Source organism: Kitasatospora sp. NBC_01287 (assembly GCF_026340565.1).
GTDB lineage: Bacteria > Actinomycetota > Actinomycetes > Streptomycetales > Streptomycetaceae > Kitasatospora.
The window spans coordinates 5,099,149-5,115,438 of sequence record NZ_JAPEPB010000001.1 but is presented as its reverse complement, the minus strand read 5'-3'; the positions used below and the strand labels follow the sequence as shown (position 1 = coordinate 5,115,438).

9 protein-coding genes, 1 tRNA gene and 1 pseudogene are annotated in these 16,290 nt (G+C 67.1%); 2 read left to right on the top strand and 9 right to left on the bottom strand.

Annotation, left to right across the window (positions count from 1 at the left end):
* Positions 1-290: 290 nt before the first annotated feature.
* Positions 291-1,895, top strand: coding sequence for a serine/threonine-protein kinase (locus OG455_RS22010; protein WP_266296241.1), 1,605 nt, complete (start codon positions 291-293; stop codon positions 1,893-1,895).
* A gap of 51 nt (positions 1,896-1,946) precedes the next feature.
* Positions 1,947-2,387 carry a hypothetical protein gene (locus OG455_RS22005; RefSeq protein ID WP_266296239.1) on the top strand — a complete coding sequence of 147 codons (441 nt, stop codon included), beginning with the start codon at positions 1,947-1,949 and terminating at the stop codon, positions 2,385-2,387.
* 492 nt (positions 2,388-2,879) lie between these two features.
* Here the strand turns inward: OG455_RS22005 and OG455_RS22000 are convergent.
* The 9 genes and pseudogenes from OG455_RS22000 to OG455_RS21960 all read right to left on the bottom strand — a co-directional run.
* Positions 2,880-3,047: pseudogene (locus OG455_RS22000) on the bottom strand (integrase); the annotation flags it as partial.
* 323 nt (positions 3,048-3,370) lie between these two features.
* Entirely contained in the window at positions 3,371-4,723 is a 1,353-nt protein-coding gene (locus OG455_RS21995; RefSeq protein ID WP_266296237.1) for a hypothetical protein, read from the bottom strand.
* 144 nt (positions 4,724-4,867) lie between these two features.
* Entirely contained in the window at positions 4,868-5,986 is a 1,119-nt protein-coding gene (locus OG455_RS21990) for a ComEC/Rec2 family competence protein (protein ID WP_266296235.1), read from the bottom strand.
* Complete coding sequence (locus tag OG455_RS21985; protein ID WP_266296233.1) at positions 5,983-6,693, bottom strand: response regulator; 711 nt, start codon at positions 6,691-6,693, stop codon at positions 5,983-5,985. Before OG455_RS21985 ends, OG455_RS21990 begins: the two co-directional genes overlap by 4 nt.
* Before the next feature lie 16 nt (positions 6,694-6,709).
* The gene (locus tag OG455_RS21980; RefSeq protein ID WP_266296231.1) at positions 6,710-8,935 is read right to left on the bottom strand and encodes an ATP-binding protein; all 2,226 of its coding nucleotides are present in this window, start codon (positions 8,933-8,935) and stop codon (positions 6,710-6,712) included.
* A gap of 779 nt (positions 8,936-9,714) precedes the next feature.
* Positions 9,715-12,897 carry a type I restriction endonuclease subunit R gene (locus OG455_RS21975; RefSeq protein ID WP_266296229.1) on the bottom strand — a complete coding sequence of 1,061 codons (3,183 nt, stop codon included), beginning with the start codon at positions 12,895-12,897 and terminating at the stop codon, positions 9,715-9,717.
* Positions 12,897-14,129: a restriction endonuclease subunit S gene (locus OG455_RS21970; protein ID WP_266296227.1), complete on the bottom strand. Its 1,233-nt coding sequence runs from the start codon at positions 14,127-14,129 to the stop codon at positions 12,897-12,899. The genes OG455_RS21975 and OG455_RS21970 overlap by 1 nt, the downstream gene beginning before the upstream one ends.
* Entirely contained in the window at positions 14,126-16,096 is a 1,971-nt protein-coding gene (locus OG455_RS21965; RefSeq protein WP_266296225.1) for a class I SAM-dependent DNA methyltransferase, read from the bottom strand. Before OG455_RS21965 ends, OG455_RS21970 begins: the two co-directional genes overlap by 4 nt.
* 68 nt (positions 16,097-16,164) lie before the next feature.
* Positions 16,165-16,238, bottom strand: a tRNA-Thr gene (locus OG455_RS21960).
* Positions 16,239-16,290 lie beyond the last annotated feature (52 nt).

Here is a 16,290-nt window from a genome sequence, read left to right as displayed (position 1 = left end):
CGCCGCCGGACACCACCGGCTGCTCTCCGTACGGGCGCACCTGCTGGAGAAGGCCGGCGACGCGGCCGGGGCCTACGAGCACTACCAGCGCGCCGCGAAGGCCACCGCCGGCATCGCCGAGCGGCGCCACCTGGAGTCCCGAGCCGGCCGGCTGCGGCCTCGGACCCACCTCGGCCACCCGGTCCAGCAGATGCAGGAGCACGCACAGCCCGAGCCGCGGCCCGATAGAGTGCTCGATCGGTAGGGCGCACCCGGAGCAGCCGCGCCCCCAGGGCCGTGACGGGGTGGAGATGCACGGAGCAAGGCTGGACGACCGGTACCACCTGGAATCAGTCCTGGGCTCCGGCGGCATGGGCCAGGTCTGGCGTGCCTTCGACGAACGGGTCGCCCGCCCGGTGGCGGTGAAGCTGCTGACGGGCGCCGACCCGGCCTCCGACGGCACCGAGCGGTTCGCCGCGGAGGCCAGGGCCGCCGGCAACCTCAGCAGCCCGCACATCGTGACCATCCACGACTTCGGCCGGGCCGGCCCCGAGCACGGCGGCGCGCCGTTCCTCGTCATGGAGCTGCTCAACGGGCAGTCCCTGGAGGAGATCGTCCGGCAGGGTGCGCTTCCGCCCGTGCCGGACGTGCTGGACTGGACCCTGCAGATCTGCACGGGCCTCGCCGCCGCCCATCGTGCCGGGATCGTCCACCGGGACGTCAAACCGGCGAACGCCATGCTGCTGCCCGGGAGCACGGTCAAGATCCTCGACTTCGGGATCGCCAAGCACGTCTACGAGGAACTCTCGCTCACCGGCGCGGGCCACATCGTCGGTACTCCTGCCTACATGTCCCCCGAACAGGCCCGAGGCGACCGGAACATCGGCCCCGCCGCGGACCTGTACGCCGTCGGCTGCCTGCTCCACACCCTGCTGACCGGACAGCCGCCCTTCTCGGGACAGCCACTGGCGGTCCTCCAGCAGCACCTCACCCGTGAACCCGAGGCCCCGAGCACCCACCGCGCGATCATCCCCGCGGGCGTCGACGACCTGACCCTGCGCCTGCTCGCCAAGACCCCCAGCCACCGCGGCACCGACGCGGCTCAAGTGGCCGAGGAGATACGGGCGTTGCTCGCGCCGCCGGCACCGCGCCGGCGGGCGGAGCCGCTGCCGCGCCCGGCTCCGGCTCCGGCTCCGGACCTGTCCTCCCTGACGACCCGTAGCGCCCGGTGGTCACCCGCTGTCCCCCACCCTCCGACAGTCCTCGCGCCACCGGCCGCGGCCCCGCAGGCCGCTGCCTCCGCCCGGCGGGAAGCCCCAGCCCCCGAGACCACGCCGGAACCCGCTCCCGCATGGCCAAAGGCGCCGAGGAGCAAGGCCGTGCGGCGGGCCGCCGCGGCAGGCGGCGCGCTGGCCGCCCTCCAGGTCTTCGCGTTCGCCTCCTGGTCCGCCACCTGGGCGGTCGTGGTCGGAGTCGCCGTCGCCCTGGTCCTCGCACTCGGCATGAAGCTCGACGAGCCCTCCAAGGGCGTCGAGGACGGCACCGGCGGGTTCTTCGTCTCGATGGGCGTGACGATCGTCTCCTGCCTGCTGCTCCTGATCGTCTCGCCGATGCCCTGGTGGGGTGTGCTGATCACGAGCTGGGTCATGTGCCCGGCGCTGCTGGGCGCGCAGAGACCGCTCGTCAGGAGCCTCGGCCGCACGCTGACGCGTCGCGGCTCCGAGGTGCAACTGGCGGTGAGCGCGGCCCTGGTGAACGCGACGATCGCCACCGGGTTCCTCGCCGGCACCTGGCTGCCGGTGCTGATGACGGCGGTCCTCGGAGTACTGACGTGGCTCGTGCTGTCGACAGCGGTCTCCGTCCTCATGCCCTTCAAGCCGCCGCGGGCGTCCCTGGACGCCTCACCCACTGGCTGACCACGTCACGCCGGTGGCACACGAAGGGTGCCTTCCTGTACTGATGGGCCCATGAAGAACGTCGCCCCGTACCTGCCGGTGCTCCTGGTCGTCGGTGTGCTGGCTGTCACGGTCGCGGTATCGCGCGCACGCCGTCGGCGCGAGCGCGCGACGCTGGCCGCGCAATGGGCCTGGCTGCTGCGCGAGCAGGAGGCCCGGCGGTCGGCGGGCGCTCGGCTGCTGCAGGTGGCGAGCGTGTACCAGCGGGCCCGGCGGGGGTCGAAGGCTCAGGTCCGGTGGTGCGACTCGGGGAGGCTCCAGGACGCGTGGTTCGAGGGCCGGCACGTGCCTCCGGGCGCGTTCATGTTGGTGACGGGCCAGGTCGGGTGGGGCCCGCACAACCGGATCCGGGATGTGCTGTACGTCGGGCCCGCGCAGGTGCACGGCTGGGTGCCCGCCTCGGCACCCACGGCGTGGCAGCGGGAGCAGTCAGCCGGACGCTCCCCCGCCTAGGCCACAGGGAAGACCAAAGGCCCAGGTCATGGGCTGCATGACCTGGGCCTTCACTGAGCCGCCTTCGGGATTCGAACCCGAGACCTACGCATTACGAGACCATGAGCGATCACATTGCATGGTGTCGCACCGTGCTGCCTCGTGATGTTCTGGCTGGCCAGAGCACTTGCGGCAGGTTAGCCGGTGACATCTCGCGTTGCGCCGTCCAAAGGCATCCGTCCACCGACTGTCCACCGGAGCCGCCAGATTGCGGCCCTGATGCCCGAATAGGCCCGTTGTCGAACTTCTACAATAGAGCCCTTGTGGCACCGCTTGACTGTCGGAGGACGATCCGCCAATTCAGGGCGCTTCTTTGAACATTTCGATTTATGGACCACCGTGATGACAACATTGGCAACCACAGTGGCAACAGTGACCGTGCCCTGGCCGATGGCTGAAGGCTGCATCCTTATCGGAAGGCGACTGCTCCCGCACCACTTCCTGCAGCCCTTCCACGGCCAGCAGGCGCTGGAGGTCAGCGGTCACAACTCGGTATGCCTTGCCGAGCCTGAGCACTTTGCATGGGTACTCTCCTCGCTTGGCCAATCCATAGCCAGTGCTCCGACCCAGGGACAAGATCCTGTTCGCCGTCTGCAAGTCGACGGTCGGAGGAAGAGCCATCAGGTACTGGCGAAGCAACGACACTCCCACCAGCGGAAAATCAACGATGGGAGCGGCCTGGCCAGGCTCGTCCGGCACTGATCCCCTCCACCTCTCGTGCGACTGCAAGCTATCGCCCCCAACATGGATGGACTTGCCCGCTCGAAGCACCGCCATTCGAGGGACTCAAGGAAATCACCCGCACGGGTGACCTCCTACCCGATGAGGTGACGCTTTGCTGCTCGGCCACGGGGCACCAGACCGGTGTACTCACAGACAGGCAGAGAGTGATCTTCGCGCAATGCCTCGGTCACCGCCTGTCGGCGCCGGGTAGGGCATGGCAGTCATCTCTGCTCGTCCTCGGAGCCCCACGGCAACGACCGGATGGCGGTGACGGTGAGGTGCCGGCAACGGATGCGCTCGTCCAGCCACTTCGCCGTCTCGGGTCGTTCCAGAACCCTGAGCAGTTCCCGGCAGCGATCTATACCTTCAGACTTGGGGCTGGCCACGATCAGGTGGTTGTCCACGGCCACGGGCTCGTCGCCAACCACGAGCACCCCAGCCCCCCTGCTCCCGCCCTTACTGCCCTGACCGGGGCGTGAGGTACGACGCATGACGACGAAGGGTGGCGCGATCAGCCGCTTGGGATAGTTCCGGACACGTTCAGGCAGACTCATCTCGCCCTCAGCTGGCAGGTCCCGGGCTGTGAGGTAAGGGGCCCGCGGTCCTGTCCGAGGGTCACGATTGTCGACGACAGGCCCGACCCGGATGTCGAAGAGGTCTTCCAGTGTCCTCCCGGTGGCTGCCTGCGGCTCCGGCCACCAGGAGACTTCTCCTGAATGCCCCCGATGGCGCCGCACGGTGGAGAGCAGGAAGACGTCCACATCGGTGTGAATGTCGAACATGCCGTGCGGCTTGATCTGCTCCACTGTGAGCAGTCCGGCCAGCTCGTCGCGCCACGCGCGGTACCGACTTCCGCTGCGCAGCACATCGGGCAGGACCGCCGTGAGCCTCCCGCCGCCGCGCAGTGCCGCTGCCGCTGCGGCGGTGAACGTCGCCGCCTGGGAGGTGCTGCCCGAAGACCAACGGCAGGAGGGCGTTGCTTCGGCCATACCGTAGGGCGGGTTGAGCAGGATGTGGCCGCGGAACCGGGCAGAGGCTCCACGGGACTGCAGCTCCTGTAGGCCGTCCCCTAGTTGGAGCAGCGGAAACGCCCCGGCTACCCGGTCTGACGCAAGCCGAGTATCACTTCCGACCTGCCGGTGCCGCTCCAACAGTGCGAGGACCAGCCGCATCCGGGCAGCCGTGATGTACGGCTCCTGTAGGTCGTGGCCTCGCAGCCGCCTGTTCCAGTCGGTCAGGGTTCTGGCAGGCGTGGCCGCCAGCGGCAGTCGGGCGGTGGCGGCGAGCAGGAGGTCACCTGCACCGCAGGTGGGATCCCAGTACGTCCGTGTGTCCGGCTGGACACCGATCGGCGGCAACAACTGCTCGAAGGATTCGCGGACTGCACCGGTGGTGAAGAAGGACCCGGTGTCCCGTCGAATCTGCCTGGGCACCAGCGACCGCAACTTTGACGCGGCCTGGCCGTTGAGCGCCGCATGGACGTCGTCAGCGATTCGCTCCCAACGGCCACGTGATGCCTCGGCAGCCAGCAGCCCGAGCTGACGGGCGTAGGTGTCGTACGGTACGGCTCCCATAGCGCTCCCCCTCCTCGTGATCCAGGAGGTGAAGTTCCGGGGATCAGTGTGCTTCAACGCTCCAAGGTCAACAGCATTCTGCAGCAGGATGACGGACGGCAACAGCCGATCCGTCATCCTGCTGCGACCTGCCTGATAAGGACCCTACGCCTTGGGGGTCTTTGACGGCTTTGGCTGCGTCACCGCGCGTGCGGCGGACCGCTGGCGCGGTAGCGGCAGTGGGACGCGGCACTGCGCCGAGTCCACCGACGCCGTCACGAAATCGCGGTGGTTCTTCAACGGCGGGTCGAAGGACAACTCACCGGCGTCCGCGGTGACGGAGATCGTTCCAGCGCAGCAGCGCCCGCCGCCCCGGCCGGCAGCGGGCCGCTGGGCCAGATGGTGAGCCGCAACCTGCTGATCCTTGTCATGGCAGTGGGCGGACAACTGTGTGCAGGCGATATGCGCCTCAGGGGCTGCCTCCCTGACGCCGGCCACAATCTCCGGGTGGGGGTTTCGGGGCCGAAGCCCCCCACCGATGGAGAAGACCACAAGATCCGGCGAAACCAGCTGCGTGAGGTTCCTGGCGAACTCCCGCGGCGCGCGGCTACTCCCGGGCAAGCCGCCGTGGTGCGGGAAGACCAGGACCGACGCCGACAGCTCCTGCTTGGAGTCCACGATGTGCGCCAGCCCTGCGGCATCGACGTCAGCCGCGAGCAAGGCCACTGGCTGCCCGTCCAGGTGGACTCGGATCACCACGGACGTCGAATTGCTGGTCAAGGAGCCGTGCTGGGACGGCTGACTCGTACTGCCGCCGAGCACCATGGTGATGTCAGGGTGTAGCACCTCAAGCCTGGCCCGCCCGCAACGAAGCACCTGGCCTGTCTCAGTGGTGATCATCTGATGACCATCCAAACCGCCCCGACGCTTGCGCATCATGACGGCCATCTGCAGGCGCTTCCAGATCGCCGTGTCCTTGCGCCAGTCCGGATTCATCCAGACGGTGCCGATAGTGAACGCGTCGTCGAGCAATAAGGCAGGCGATCCGCCGATATGATCCTCATCCCCATGGGAGAGCACCAGGTGGACCATCCTTGAGACTTTCCGGCGTTCCAGCTCCGCCTGCGGAACCGTGCCTGAACGCCCGGCGTCAATGACCGCGCACAGGTCTCCGTCGTGGACCACTGCCGAGTTGCCGTGCCCGACGTCGAGGATGGTGATACCAAGGGAAGCAGTGTCGCCGTCCGGTACGTGGCCACTGACCTGGGTGAGGTTGTCGCTCACACGAACATCCGCTCGCTCGGCTGATCGGGTGAAAGCACAATATTGCGGTAGTAGAGGTCTTCGGGCTTCTGTGCGTAGCAGTTGACCTCAGCCTCCAACCACTGTCCGACCAGGCTCTCGGACCGCAGGCCGGTTGCCTCAATGATCGGATCCAGCGGCATCCAGATCGGGGACTTGATGTCCCACCCCACGACAACGACCTGGGCCCGACGCACCTCCCCCTTGGGGTCGACTCCGAGTACCTCGATCGGGGTCGGGAAGGCTCGGCGTTCGCGGGCGAAGTCGCCATTCAACTCAGCCACCGCGCGGGCCATGGCCGGCAGGATCTCCTCGTCGAGATCGGATTTCCCGACCACCTGGGGGATGCCCATCCGCCAGCGGCTGATCGAACCCTGTTGGGCAGTGTTGATGTGGCTACTGATCAACACTGCCGGCAGCGGGGCAGAGCTCTGCAGGTTGGCCTTGCTGACCACCTCGGCCCCAGTGAAGCCGACCCGGCCGTGACCGCTCAATACGTGGTCGCAGATAAAGGCGTCGTACTGCCCGACCAGGGACGCCAGGAAGGCATCCGCGTCGGAGTTCGGGTCGAACTCGGTGATGATGGTGGTCTGGTAACCGGCGTCCTTGAGCCGGTTCTCCACCGCCATGGCGTCCCGTCGGTCGTCGTCAGCGATGACGACCGATGCCCCCCTGGATAGCGTCAGCACTCCCCTACCGCTCCCATCAGTCGAACTGCCCACCGTCAGTGACCGCACCCGTTCGAGCCGGCAGTTGCACCAGGATACGCGCTCCACCCAACTCCCCCTTCGCGCGCGCCTCCTGCCTCCCCTTCAGGTCTCCGACGATGTCGCGGACAATAGTCAGACCGAGCCCAGTGCCGTTGTCAAAGGTCGTCTTCCCAGGCAGCCAGATCGACTTGAGCGCGATGCCGATGATGCCTGGTCCCGAGTCGTCAACGCAGAGCACGACGTCCTGACCAGTCGCGTCCTCCCGGTCCACCAGCCGGGTCCGGATGCGGACGATGCGCTCGGGGCCCATCGGGACGTCTGTGCGAGTGAAGGCGTGGGCGGCGTTGGCCAGCAGATTGGACAGGACGGACTCGATGTCGGCCGTCGTGGTACGGACCGCCGCACCCCCGGCGTGCAGATCGAAGAGGATCTTGATGTTCCGCTCGTCGAGGTAGCCCTCGAACAGCTTCACCACCGAACGACAGGTGGCATCAATATCAATATCCCCGACCTCACGCTTGCTCTTCTCCAGGAGGCTGAGCGGGAGTCGGGCGAAGGTCTCCAAGGTTTTCGCACTGTCAATGGACGACTCGATGGGGCTCTTGAACGACTCCTCGTACACCTCAGCGCTGACATGCGGTTCGATCCTGCGCCGCAGGGTCTTCAGCCCACTGCCGATCCTTGCGGCCGGGCGAAGCGCTTCATGAGCGAAAACCGCCGTGCTCGTCCCGACCGTGGCCAGGGATCGGTAGAGCAACAAGTCCTCGCGAAGGGCCTCGATTTCCAGCCTCTGGATGTCCACCACACGGGTCGCACTGTCGGCGAGCGATCGCAGAGTGGCCTGGTCGCTGGGAGCATCGATGGGAAGCATGCCCTCATCGGGAGGTGCGATGGCGGCGAGGATCTGCTGGAAGCGGACTCCGGCTTCCTCCGCATCGTCATGGGCTTTGGTCGCAGCACCCACCCGCGCCTGCTCACGCTTGTCGAGACGCTGGTCAGCAGCCCAGTCCATGGCGGACTTGGCAAACTCCTGAAGCTGGCTGAACTGGAACGTCTCGACAAAGCCGCTACGGTCGGTCTTAGGACGCAGCACATCGCCCTGGTCGGCCACCAGCAGTCGGCCCAACGCCGTAGCCGTTGACGGCCGCAACTCCGGGTTGCCGGCGCGGCGAAGGTTGATGTTCAGCCAGTCATTGCCCTTGTCGCCATAGGGCTGCACCCGCAGTCCCCGGTGGTAGAGATGGATCCCGCCGACCTGGCGAAGCCAGCCTTGGATCTCCCGCGTCGGCTGCTCAGCCAGCCTGACCTCCTTCTTGGTTGCCGAAGGATTTAGATTGAACATCCAGAGCTCAAGGGTCGCAGCAGGCGCGTCGAAAGCCATGGGCGGAGTCGGGTTCTTCTTCTTGCGGCGGGTTCCCTGGCGGTGCCCCACGTCCGCGTGACCACCCATGAATTCAGCTTCATCACGCCAGTTGTACAGCGTCGCTGACGCCTGCCCGTTGCCGTCCAGTACCGCTACGAGCCGATACTCGAAGTAGCGCAGGAGCTTCGAGTTCACCAGCCGTGAGAGCTCCGTGTATTCCGGGGCATCGCACACCACCTGGAAGGCCGTGCTGTCAGCGAACGGCCCGCTGAGCAGAAGCAGCGATCGGGCTAGCTGCTCCGCCGCGCTCGGGGAGATGCTGTGGCGGAGACCGGTGACAGCGACCGTGGTCCCCTGCCGCCATACGGCGGACCCATCGGAGACAGACGGGTCGAATTCCCGCGTCACTATCCGCAGGGGCACATCCTCGACAGCCTGCGCAGCATCGATGCGATCCCAGTCGATTCTCAGGACATGCTCAATACCAGGCTCGGCCCGGGACCGCGTGGTCACCGTCACCGTGGTACCGAGCCGCAGCGCGGCGAGTCGACCGAGCCCCTTCTCGCCGACCTTGCGCCGTCCGAGGCGAAGGGTGTGTGTGGACGAGACCTTGCCAGATTTGCCAATCAGCAGGAACCCTGACGCTAGCTCCGCCTCTGTCATCCCGTCACCGTCATCGGAAACGGTCAGCGTGCCTCCCGCTTCGGATGCACCACTCAGCTTGATAGTGCACAGCGCCGCATCAGCGTCGTAGGCATTGCGGACCAGCTCCATGATCCCCAAATCGGGATGTGGAACGAGCTCTTCGCCGAGACGGGCAAGGATCTCTGGGGCGAAGCGGAGTCGATGGTCGATCAAGCGAGCCTCCCCGATACGAACGGTGCTGGGCAGTCCCCTACCCCCTCGCCCGCATGGTAGCCGGGCGACAGCGCAGCAGGGCAGGGCGCAGGTGGCGACCAGACGACACTTGCCTATAGCTGGCTGCAACCGAACCGACACTAGGAGCTCTGCCTTGCCGGAAACGGACGGCCCCAGCCGCAGTCTTGTGACCGCCGAGGATCACCCCTTCTGCACTACCAATGCACGCTTGTCCACCGACTGTCCCCCAAGGCGCTCCGGCGCCGAGTAGACCAACTCGCCATCGCCGACAAAGCCGCAGTTCACAGGCACGACGGCGAATCGATGACACCAACGAACCGAAGACCTACGCATTGCGATGCATCGAGTCCAGGTGCCCGATTTGCCCGACTCCCATGGTCATTGGAACGAGAAAACCCCAGGTCAGAAGCCTGACCTGGGGTTTACCTTGAGCCGCCTTCGGGATTCGAACCCGAGACCTACGCATTACGAGCCCGGGGGTGATCATGTTGGCTGCTACCGCCGTCGGTCACCTGGTGACGAAACCGCAGGTCATGGCACGGTCACGTGCTCCACGATCCTGCTCGGACCAGCATGTACCGCACTGTCCGCTCACGCATCGCCCCTCCCTCCGGGAGGAATCGATCGAGGGCAGCATTGATGTGGTTGAGGATCTCCGCCGCGGACGGCGGAGTCTTGTCGCCCCCCGCCATCGCCCTGTGCCGAGGTGCACGGCCTCGGCGGCCTCAAGCCCCCCGGGGGCAGCCCCGCAGACGTCGTCACCCAACGGGTGGCGCGCCGCGCCGCGCCGCGATGGCAGCGTGGATCATCGCGCCGATCTCCACGATGATCCTGCCGGCGTCGGCGTGGCCGGAGGCGATGTAGTCGGCGATGGCGTTGTGGGAGTTCTGGTTCGCGAACACCGCGTCGACGACGGCGTCGCCCAGGTCCGGCGACTCGAGGAACTGGGCCCGTGAGTTGGCGCCCGCCTGGTCGACGAGGTCCTCGTTCTCCAGGAGGACGGCGCCGAGGATGTCGACGAACCCTTCGACCTGGCCGCGGGAGAACTCGGCTCCGAAGAGTTCGTTGAGCCGGTCTATGACTGCCTGAAAGGCAACCATGACGGGGTCCGGGGTCCTGCCGGAGCCGGCGGCGCTGATACCGCGGATGCCTGTGCCGCCGCCGAGGCTGATGTCGATCGCGGCGTTCCTGGTGTGCTTGATCTTCTTGAGCTCGACGTCGGACAGGTCGATCTCCGCGGTGACCGTGGTGGGTCGGATGTACCGCTCGAGCAGGCGCAGGAAGATGGACCGCTTCTCCAGCTGGGTGTCGGCGTAGTCGACGACCTGACTCATGAAGTCGTACAAGCGCACGAACGTGGCGACGTCCTTGCAGAACTGGTCGAGAGCATCGACCTCGGCGGTGTCGTCACGCTTGACCGCGTCGATGTACCGCTTGGCGTACTCGTCCCGGGCGGGCTTGATCGCCGCGGCGAGGGCGTTGTTGCCGGCTCGGTCCAGCCACGCGGTGGCGCAGCTGTCGACCTGGGCGTCGGTGAAGATGCCGGCCTGGTCGAGTTTGGCGGAGATGTCGTGGACGATGTTCGGGTCGGTCGTGGTCTCGAGGCGGGCGTCGGTGTAGTACGGCTCGAAAGCCTTGCGGATCTCCTCGGGGTCGTTGACGAAGTCCAGGACGAACGTGACGTCCTTGCGCTCGCCCGACGGCGCGCGATAGGTGCGGTTCAGCCGGGACAGGGTCTGCACGGCCAGTACCCCCGACAGGCGCTTGTCGACGTACATCGCGCACAGCAGCGGCTGGTCGAACCCGGTCTGGAACTTGTTCGCGACGAGCAGGACCCGGTACTCCGGCCCGGCGAACGCCGACGCGATACCGGAGCCGACCTTGGTGGGGTTCATCGAGGTCTCGGTGAACGGCCCCGGGCCGGTCCTGGGGTCGTCGACGGAACCGGAGAAAGCGACCAGGGAGCCGACGCCGGTGTAGCCGCGCTCGGCGACGTACTTGTCGATGAGCGTCTTGTAGCGGACGGCGGCCTTGCGGGAGTCGGTGACGACCATGGCTTTGGCGTGCCCATCGAGCAGGTGGGCGACGTTCTCACGGAAGTGCTCGACGATGATGGCGCACTTCTGGCTGATGTTCGTCGGGTGCAGCCTGACCCACCGCATGATGCCCTTGGTCGCGGCGGACTCGTCGACGAGCTCGTCCTCGACCGCACGCGCGTCCTGGACCACGCCGCCGACGGTGTCCGACTCCTTGACCGCGGTCCGCGCGATCTCGAACGCCGTGTTGTACGTCTGGTAGCCGCGCAGCACGTCGAGGATGAACTCCTCCTCGACGGCCTGCTTCATCGTGTACGTGTGGAACGGGTGCGGGATCCCGTCCGCGTCCGGAGTGCCGAACAGCTCCAGGGTCTTGGCCTTCGGGGTCGCGGTGAACGCGAAGAACGACACGTTCGGCGTCGTGGCCCGCGCGGTCATCTGCGCGACGAGCTCGTCCTCCGCGGACACCTCGCCACCGTCGTCCAGGTCCCCGAGCTCGGCAGTGGACAGGATCTCGCGGATCCTGCCCGCCGTGGCACCCGACTGCGACGAGTGGGCCTCGTCCGCGATGACCGCGAACTTCTTGCCCGCCAGCCCCTGGTTCGCGGCGATGGCGTCCATCGCGAACGGGAACGTCTGCAACGTGACGACGACGATGAGCTTGCCGCCGGCCAGCGCCTGGGCCAGTGCGGTGGACTTGGACCCGGCCTTGCGGGCCTCGACCTCGTCGACCGTGGTGATGATGCCCCCGCCCGACGCCGATCCCGTGTCGGCGGAGTCGATCTGACGCACGGCCACCTGGAGCTGGTCGTCCAGGACCGTGCGGTCGGTGACGACGATGACGGTGTCGAAGACCTTCTTGTCGTTCTCGTCGAAGAGACGCGCGAGGCGGTGCGCGGTCCACGCGATCGAGTTGGTCTTCCCCGACCCCGCCGAGTGCTGGATCAGGTACCTGCTGCCCGGACCGCTCTCGCGGGCGTGGGCGACCATCCTCGTGACGGCCTCCCACTGGTGGTAGCGGGGAAACAGCAGCGTCGTGGACTTCTCGATGGCCCCGGTGATCGGGTCGCGCCGTTCGCGGGTCTCGGTGTGGCAGAACTTGCCCAGGATCATCAGCCAGTTGTCCCGGTCCAGCACCTTCTCCCACAGGTACGACGTCGCGGACCCGTGAGGGTGGGGAGCGTTGCCCTTGCCACCCTGCCCGTCGCCCGCGTTGAACGGCAGGAAGTACGTCTTCGCGCCGGCGAGCTTCGTGGTCGTCCACACCTCCTCGTTGGAGACCGCGAAGTGCACCAGGGCCCGGTTCCCGAATCCGAGCAGGGGCTGCGCGTGCCCACCCGCGTCCTTCGGCGCGCGGGCCTTCTTGTACTGCTCGATCGCCTCCGCCACGGACTGCGTGAAGTCCGTCTTCAACTCCAGGGTCGCCACCGGGAGGCCGTTGACGAACAGGACCAGGTCGAGGGACCGGTTGTCCTTCGTCGAGAAGTGCACCTGCCGCATCACCCGGACACGGTTCCTGCTGTAGTCCGCCGTGGTCGTGGCGTTCATCGTGGTGGCGGGCTTGAACTGGCACATCCGCAGCGAGGCCGAGACGTGCTTGAACCCCCGGCGCAGCACGTTCAGGGTGCCCCCGCCCTGCGCGGCATCGGTGTCCAGCACCTTGCACAGCCGGTCGAGCAGCACCTCACGCGACTTCTGCTCCGCCGCGGTGCCGGCCCTGGTGGCCTTGGCGAACTCGTCCGGCTGCGTCTCCTCGAGCCACGCGAAGACATCGTCGGGAATGAGCGCCCGCTCGCGGTCGTACACGACGCCCGGCTCGTGGTCGGTGGGCGAGTACAGCCAGCCGCTCCTTGCCAGGTGGGTACAGAACTCGGTCTCGAACGACTTCTCGTCGTAATCCGCCATCACGCCCCCGATGTCGCGGCCCGCCCCACGGCGCGCACGTCCAGTTGCCCGGTCACGGCGGCGGTGATGAGCGCCGCGCGCCGCTCCTTCGCCAACACGATGTGTTCCTTGGCCTTCGAGACCAGCGCGTCGATCCGCGACGTCTGCTCATCCAGGTCTGCCGCGATCGCCTGCTGCTCGTGCAGGGGCGGACGCGCCACCCGCAGGTTGGCCAAGTCGTAGCACGTCAGTCCGCCCTTCGTGCTGCCGTTCTCATCGCTCATGAGCCGAAGGTCGTCATACCTCGAGCGCAGTGCCCACAGCAGGTAGCGCGAGTCCCAATGCGCTGCCTCGGGCTGCACGTACGCGACATGCTGGCTCACGGTGGCTTCGATCTCGAGGATGGTCGCCATGCCGCGCGTCCGTCCCTGACCGGTCAGTCCGACCAGGACGGCTCCGGGGCGCACGATCGGCAGATGGCATTCGAGCCGCGCCCGCTCGGTCACGTACTGATCGGATCCTGTCACGGACGCGGAATTCACCACAGCGCTGTTGAGCCACGGGAGATCCCCTCCGAACCAGAACGCCGCCTGTTCCCGTCTGGGAGTCGAGCCGTTCCCCACCCGCGTGCGACGGGCCAGTTTGTCGGGTGTCGACGCCGTACTCGCGGCGTCGATGGCGACGCGGATCACCGCCGCACGTCGTTCATGGAGGGTGTCGATGAGCTGGTTCTGCTTGCCGATCAGCGTGTCGATCCGGGACGTCTGCTCGTCCAGGTAGTCCGCGATCGCCCCCTGCTCCTCCAACGGCGGCAGATAGGCATCGAGGGCGGCGATCTGCGCTACTCCGATGCCCGGCTGCGCGGCGGTGACCGAGTACTGCCCCAGGTCCATCGTCCGGAGCAGGTGAGCCAGCCATCTGGCGTCCACCCCTCGTGCCGGCGTACTGACGATGGCGTGTTCACTCGCCCAGAACGCGCCCCTGGCGAGGTGGACGTTGCCGCAGAGCGCGCCCTGACGGCCGATCAGGACATGGACCCCGTCATGGGTCGGCACTTCCGTGAACCCGCGCACACCGTTGCCGCCGTAGACCGGGACGCTTCCCGCGTCCTCGATCCGCTCGGCGGTGATGGCGTCTCCGGCCCGCATCTCGGACACCAGGTGCTTGACCTTCGTCCGGCGCCACGCCGCCGGCACGTGGACGCCGCCCAGCCAGGCGATGTCGGACTTCTTCCTGGCACGCTCCGCCGTCACTGCTCGACCTCGCGGAGGAGGTCCATGATCTCGGCGACGACCTTGTTGAGGTCGGCGTCGATCTCCTCGAGCGGGCGCGGCGGGGTGTAGGTGTAGAAGTGGCGGGTGAAGGGGATCTCGTAGCCGACCCTCGTCTTGGAGCGGTCGACCCAGGCGTCAGGTACGTGGGGGTGCACCTCGGCGTCGAAGTACGCGTCGATGACAGCTCGTGCCGCTCCGTCGGCCTCGGCGGTCTTGGGGGTGCCGTTCCAGCCGAAGGGGATGTTCTCGGTGTCGCGGAGCTTGGTGTCGGGCTCGATGCCGCCCTTGGGGTCGCGGATTTCGTCGGCGGTCTCGTCGCGCTCCCCGAGGGCGGTCCACAGCGCCTTGCGTTGCGGCGCCGACAAGATCACGCCCTGGGAGCCGAGGTGCTTGCCCAGGTCCGCTGTGAAGGCCTCCTGATTGCGGTACAGCTCCTCGCCGAAGGTGGCGAGCACGCCCGCGAGCCGCTCGCGGTCCACGGTCTTCAGCTTCGGGTCGGTGCGCGCCGCTTCGATGCGTTCCGCGGTGCACGCGAAGTTCAGTCGCAGCGGGCGCTCGATCGTGATGGTCCAGTAGCCGAAGTCCTCGTTGTCGAACACCTTCGACGTCCCGCTCTCCTCGAAGGCGTCGTAGTCGGCGAGAATGGCGGCCCGGTCGTCGTGGCTGATCTCCACCCGCTTCGAGCCGAGGGACTTGCGCATCTTCGTGTACCGCCCGGACCCGTCGATGAGCTGGACCCGGCCGGTGCGCTCGGCGGCCTTGTTGTTGTCCAGGACCCACACGTACGTGGAGATGCCGGTGTTGTAGAACATGTCGTTCGGCAGGGCGACGATGGCCTTCACCATGTCCATCTCCAGCAGCCAGCGGCGGATTTCCGACTGCCCGGACCCTGCGCCGCCGCTGAACAGCGGCGAGCCGTTCATGACGACACCGACGAGGCCGCCGCCCTCGCCGCGCGGGCGCATCTTGGACGCGAGGTGCAGCAGGAACAGCATCTGACCGTCGCCGACGCCGGGCAGGCCAGGGCCGAACCGGCGGGTGAAGCGGAGCTTGTGCTCCTCCTTCACGACCTTCTCCGCGGCCTTCCAATCCACCCCGTAGGGCGGGTTGGACAGGCAGTAGTCGAAGGTGCGGCCGGGGAACTTGTCGTCGGCGAGGGTGTCGCCGAGCTTGATGTTGTCGGGATCCTGGCCCTTGGCCAGCAGGTCGGACTTGCAGATCGCGTAGGACTGCGGGTTGATCTCCTGCCCGTACAGCGTCAGGCGGGCGTCCGGATTCTGCGCGCGCAGGTGCTCCTCGGTCAGCGACAGCATGCCGCCGGTGCCAGCGGTCGGGTCGTACACCGTCCGCACGACGCCCCTGGCGCCGAGGGCGTCGTCGTCCTCGGCGAACATCAGGTCCACGACCAGGCGCACGGCGTCACGCGGGGTGAAGTGGTCACCGGCGGTGGCGTTGGACGCCTCGGCGAAGCGGCGGATCAGGTCCTCGAACAAGTCGCCCATGTCGGAGTTCGACATGACGTCCGGGTGCAGGTCGACCTTCGCGAAGCGCTCCACCACGGTGAACAGGCGGTTCTTCTCGGCGAGGTCCGCGATGATCTCGTTGAACCTGAACCGGTCGAACACGTCGATCGCGGAGGAGAACGAGTTCACGTACCGGGTGAGGTTCGCTTCGAGGTCGTCCGGGTCCAGGAGCAGGGTCTCCAGCGTGAACTTGGACGTGTTGTGGAACCGCAGACCGGTCGCCCGGCGCACCAGGGAGTCCTTGCGCAGGTCCGAGTCCACCCCCGCGATGAGCTCGGCGATCTGCTTCCGATGAGGCTCGAGGATCGCGTCCAGGCGGCGCAGGATCGTCATCGGCAGGATCACCGACCCGTACTCGTGCTGCTGGTACGGGCCTCGCAGCTGGTCTGCGATCGACCACACGAAGCTGCTGAGTCTGCTCACTGGCTATGTCCTCGTCTTCGAAAAACAACGAACCCCAGGTCAGAGGCTTGACCTGGGGTTCATCTCGGAGCCGCTTTCGGGATTCGAACCCGAGACCTACGCATTACGAGTGCGTTGCTCTGGCCAACTGAGCTAAAGCGGCGGCACCGCTGCCAGGCACAGCCCCCGAAGGGACAGGTGTGCGTCGGCAACGC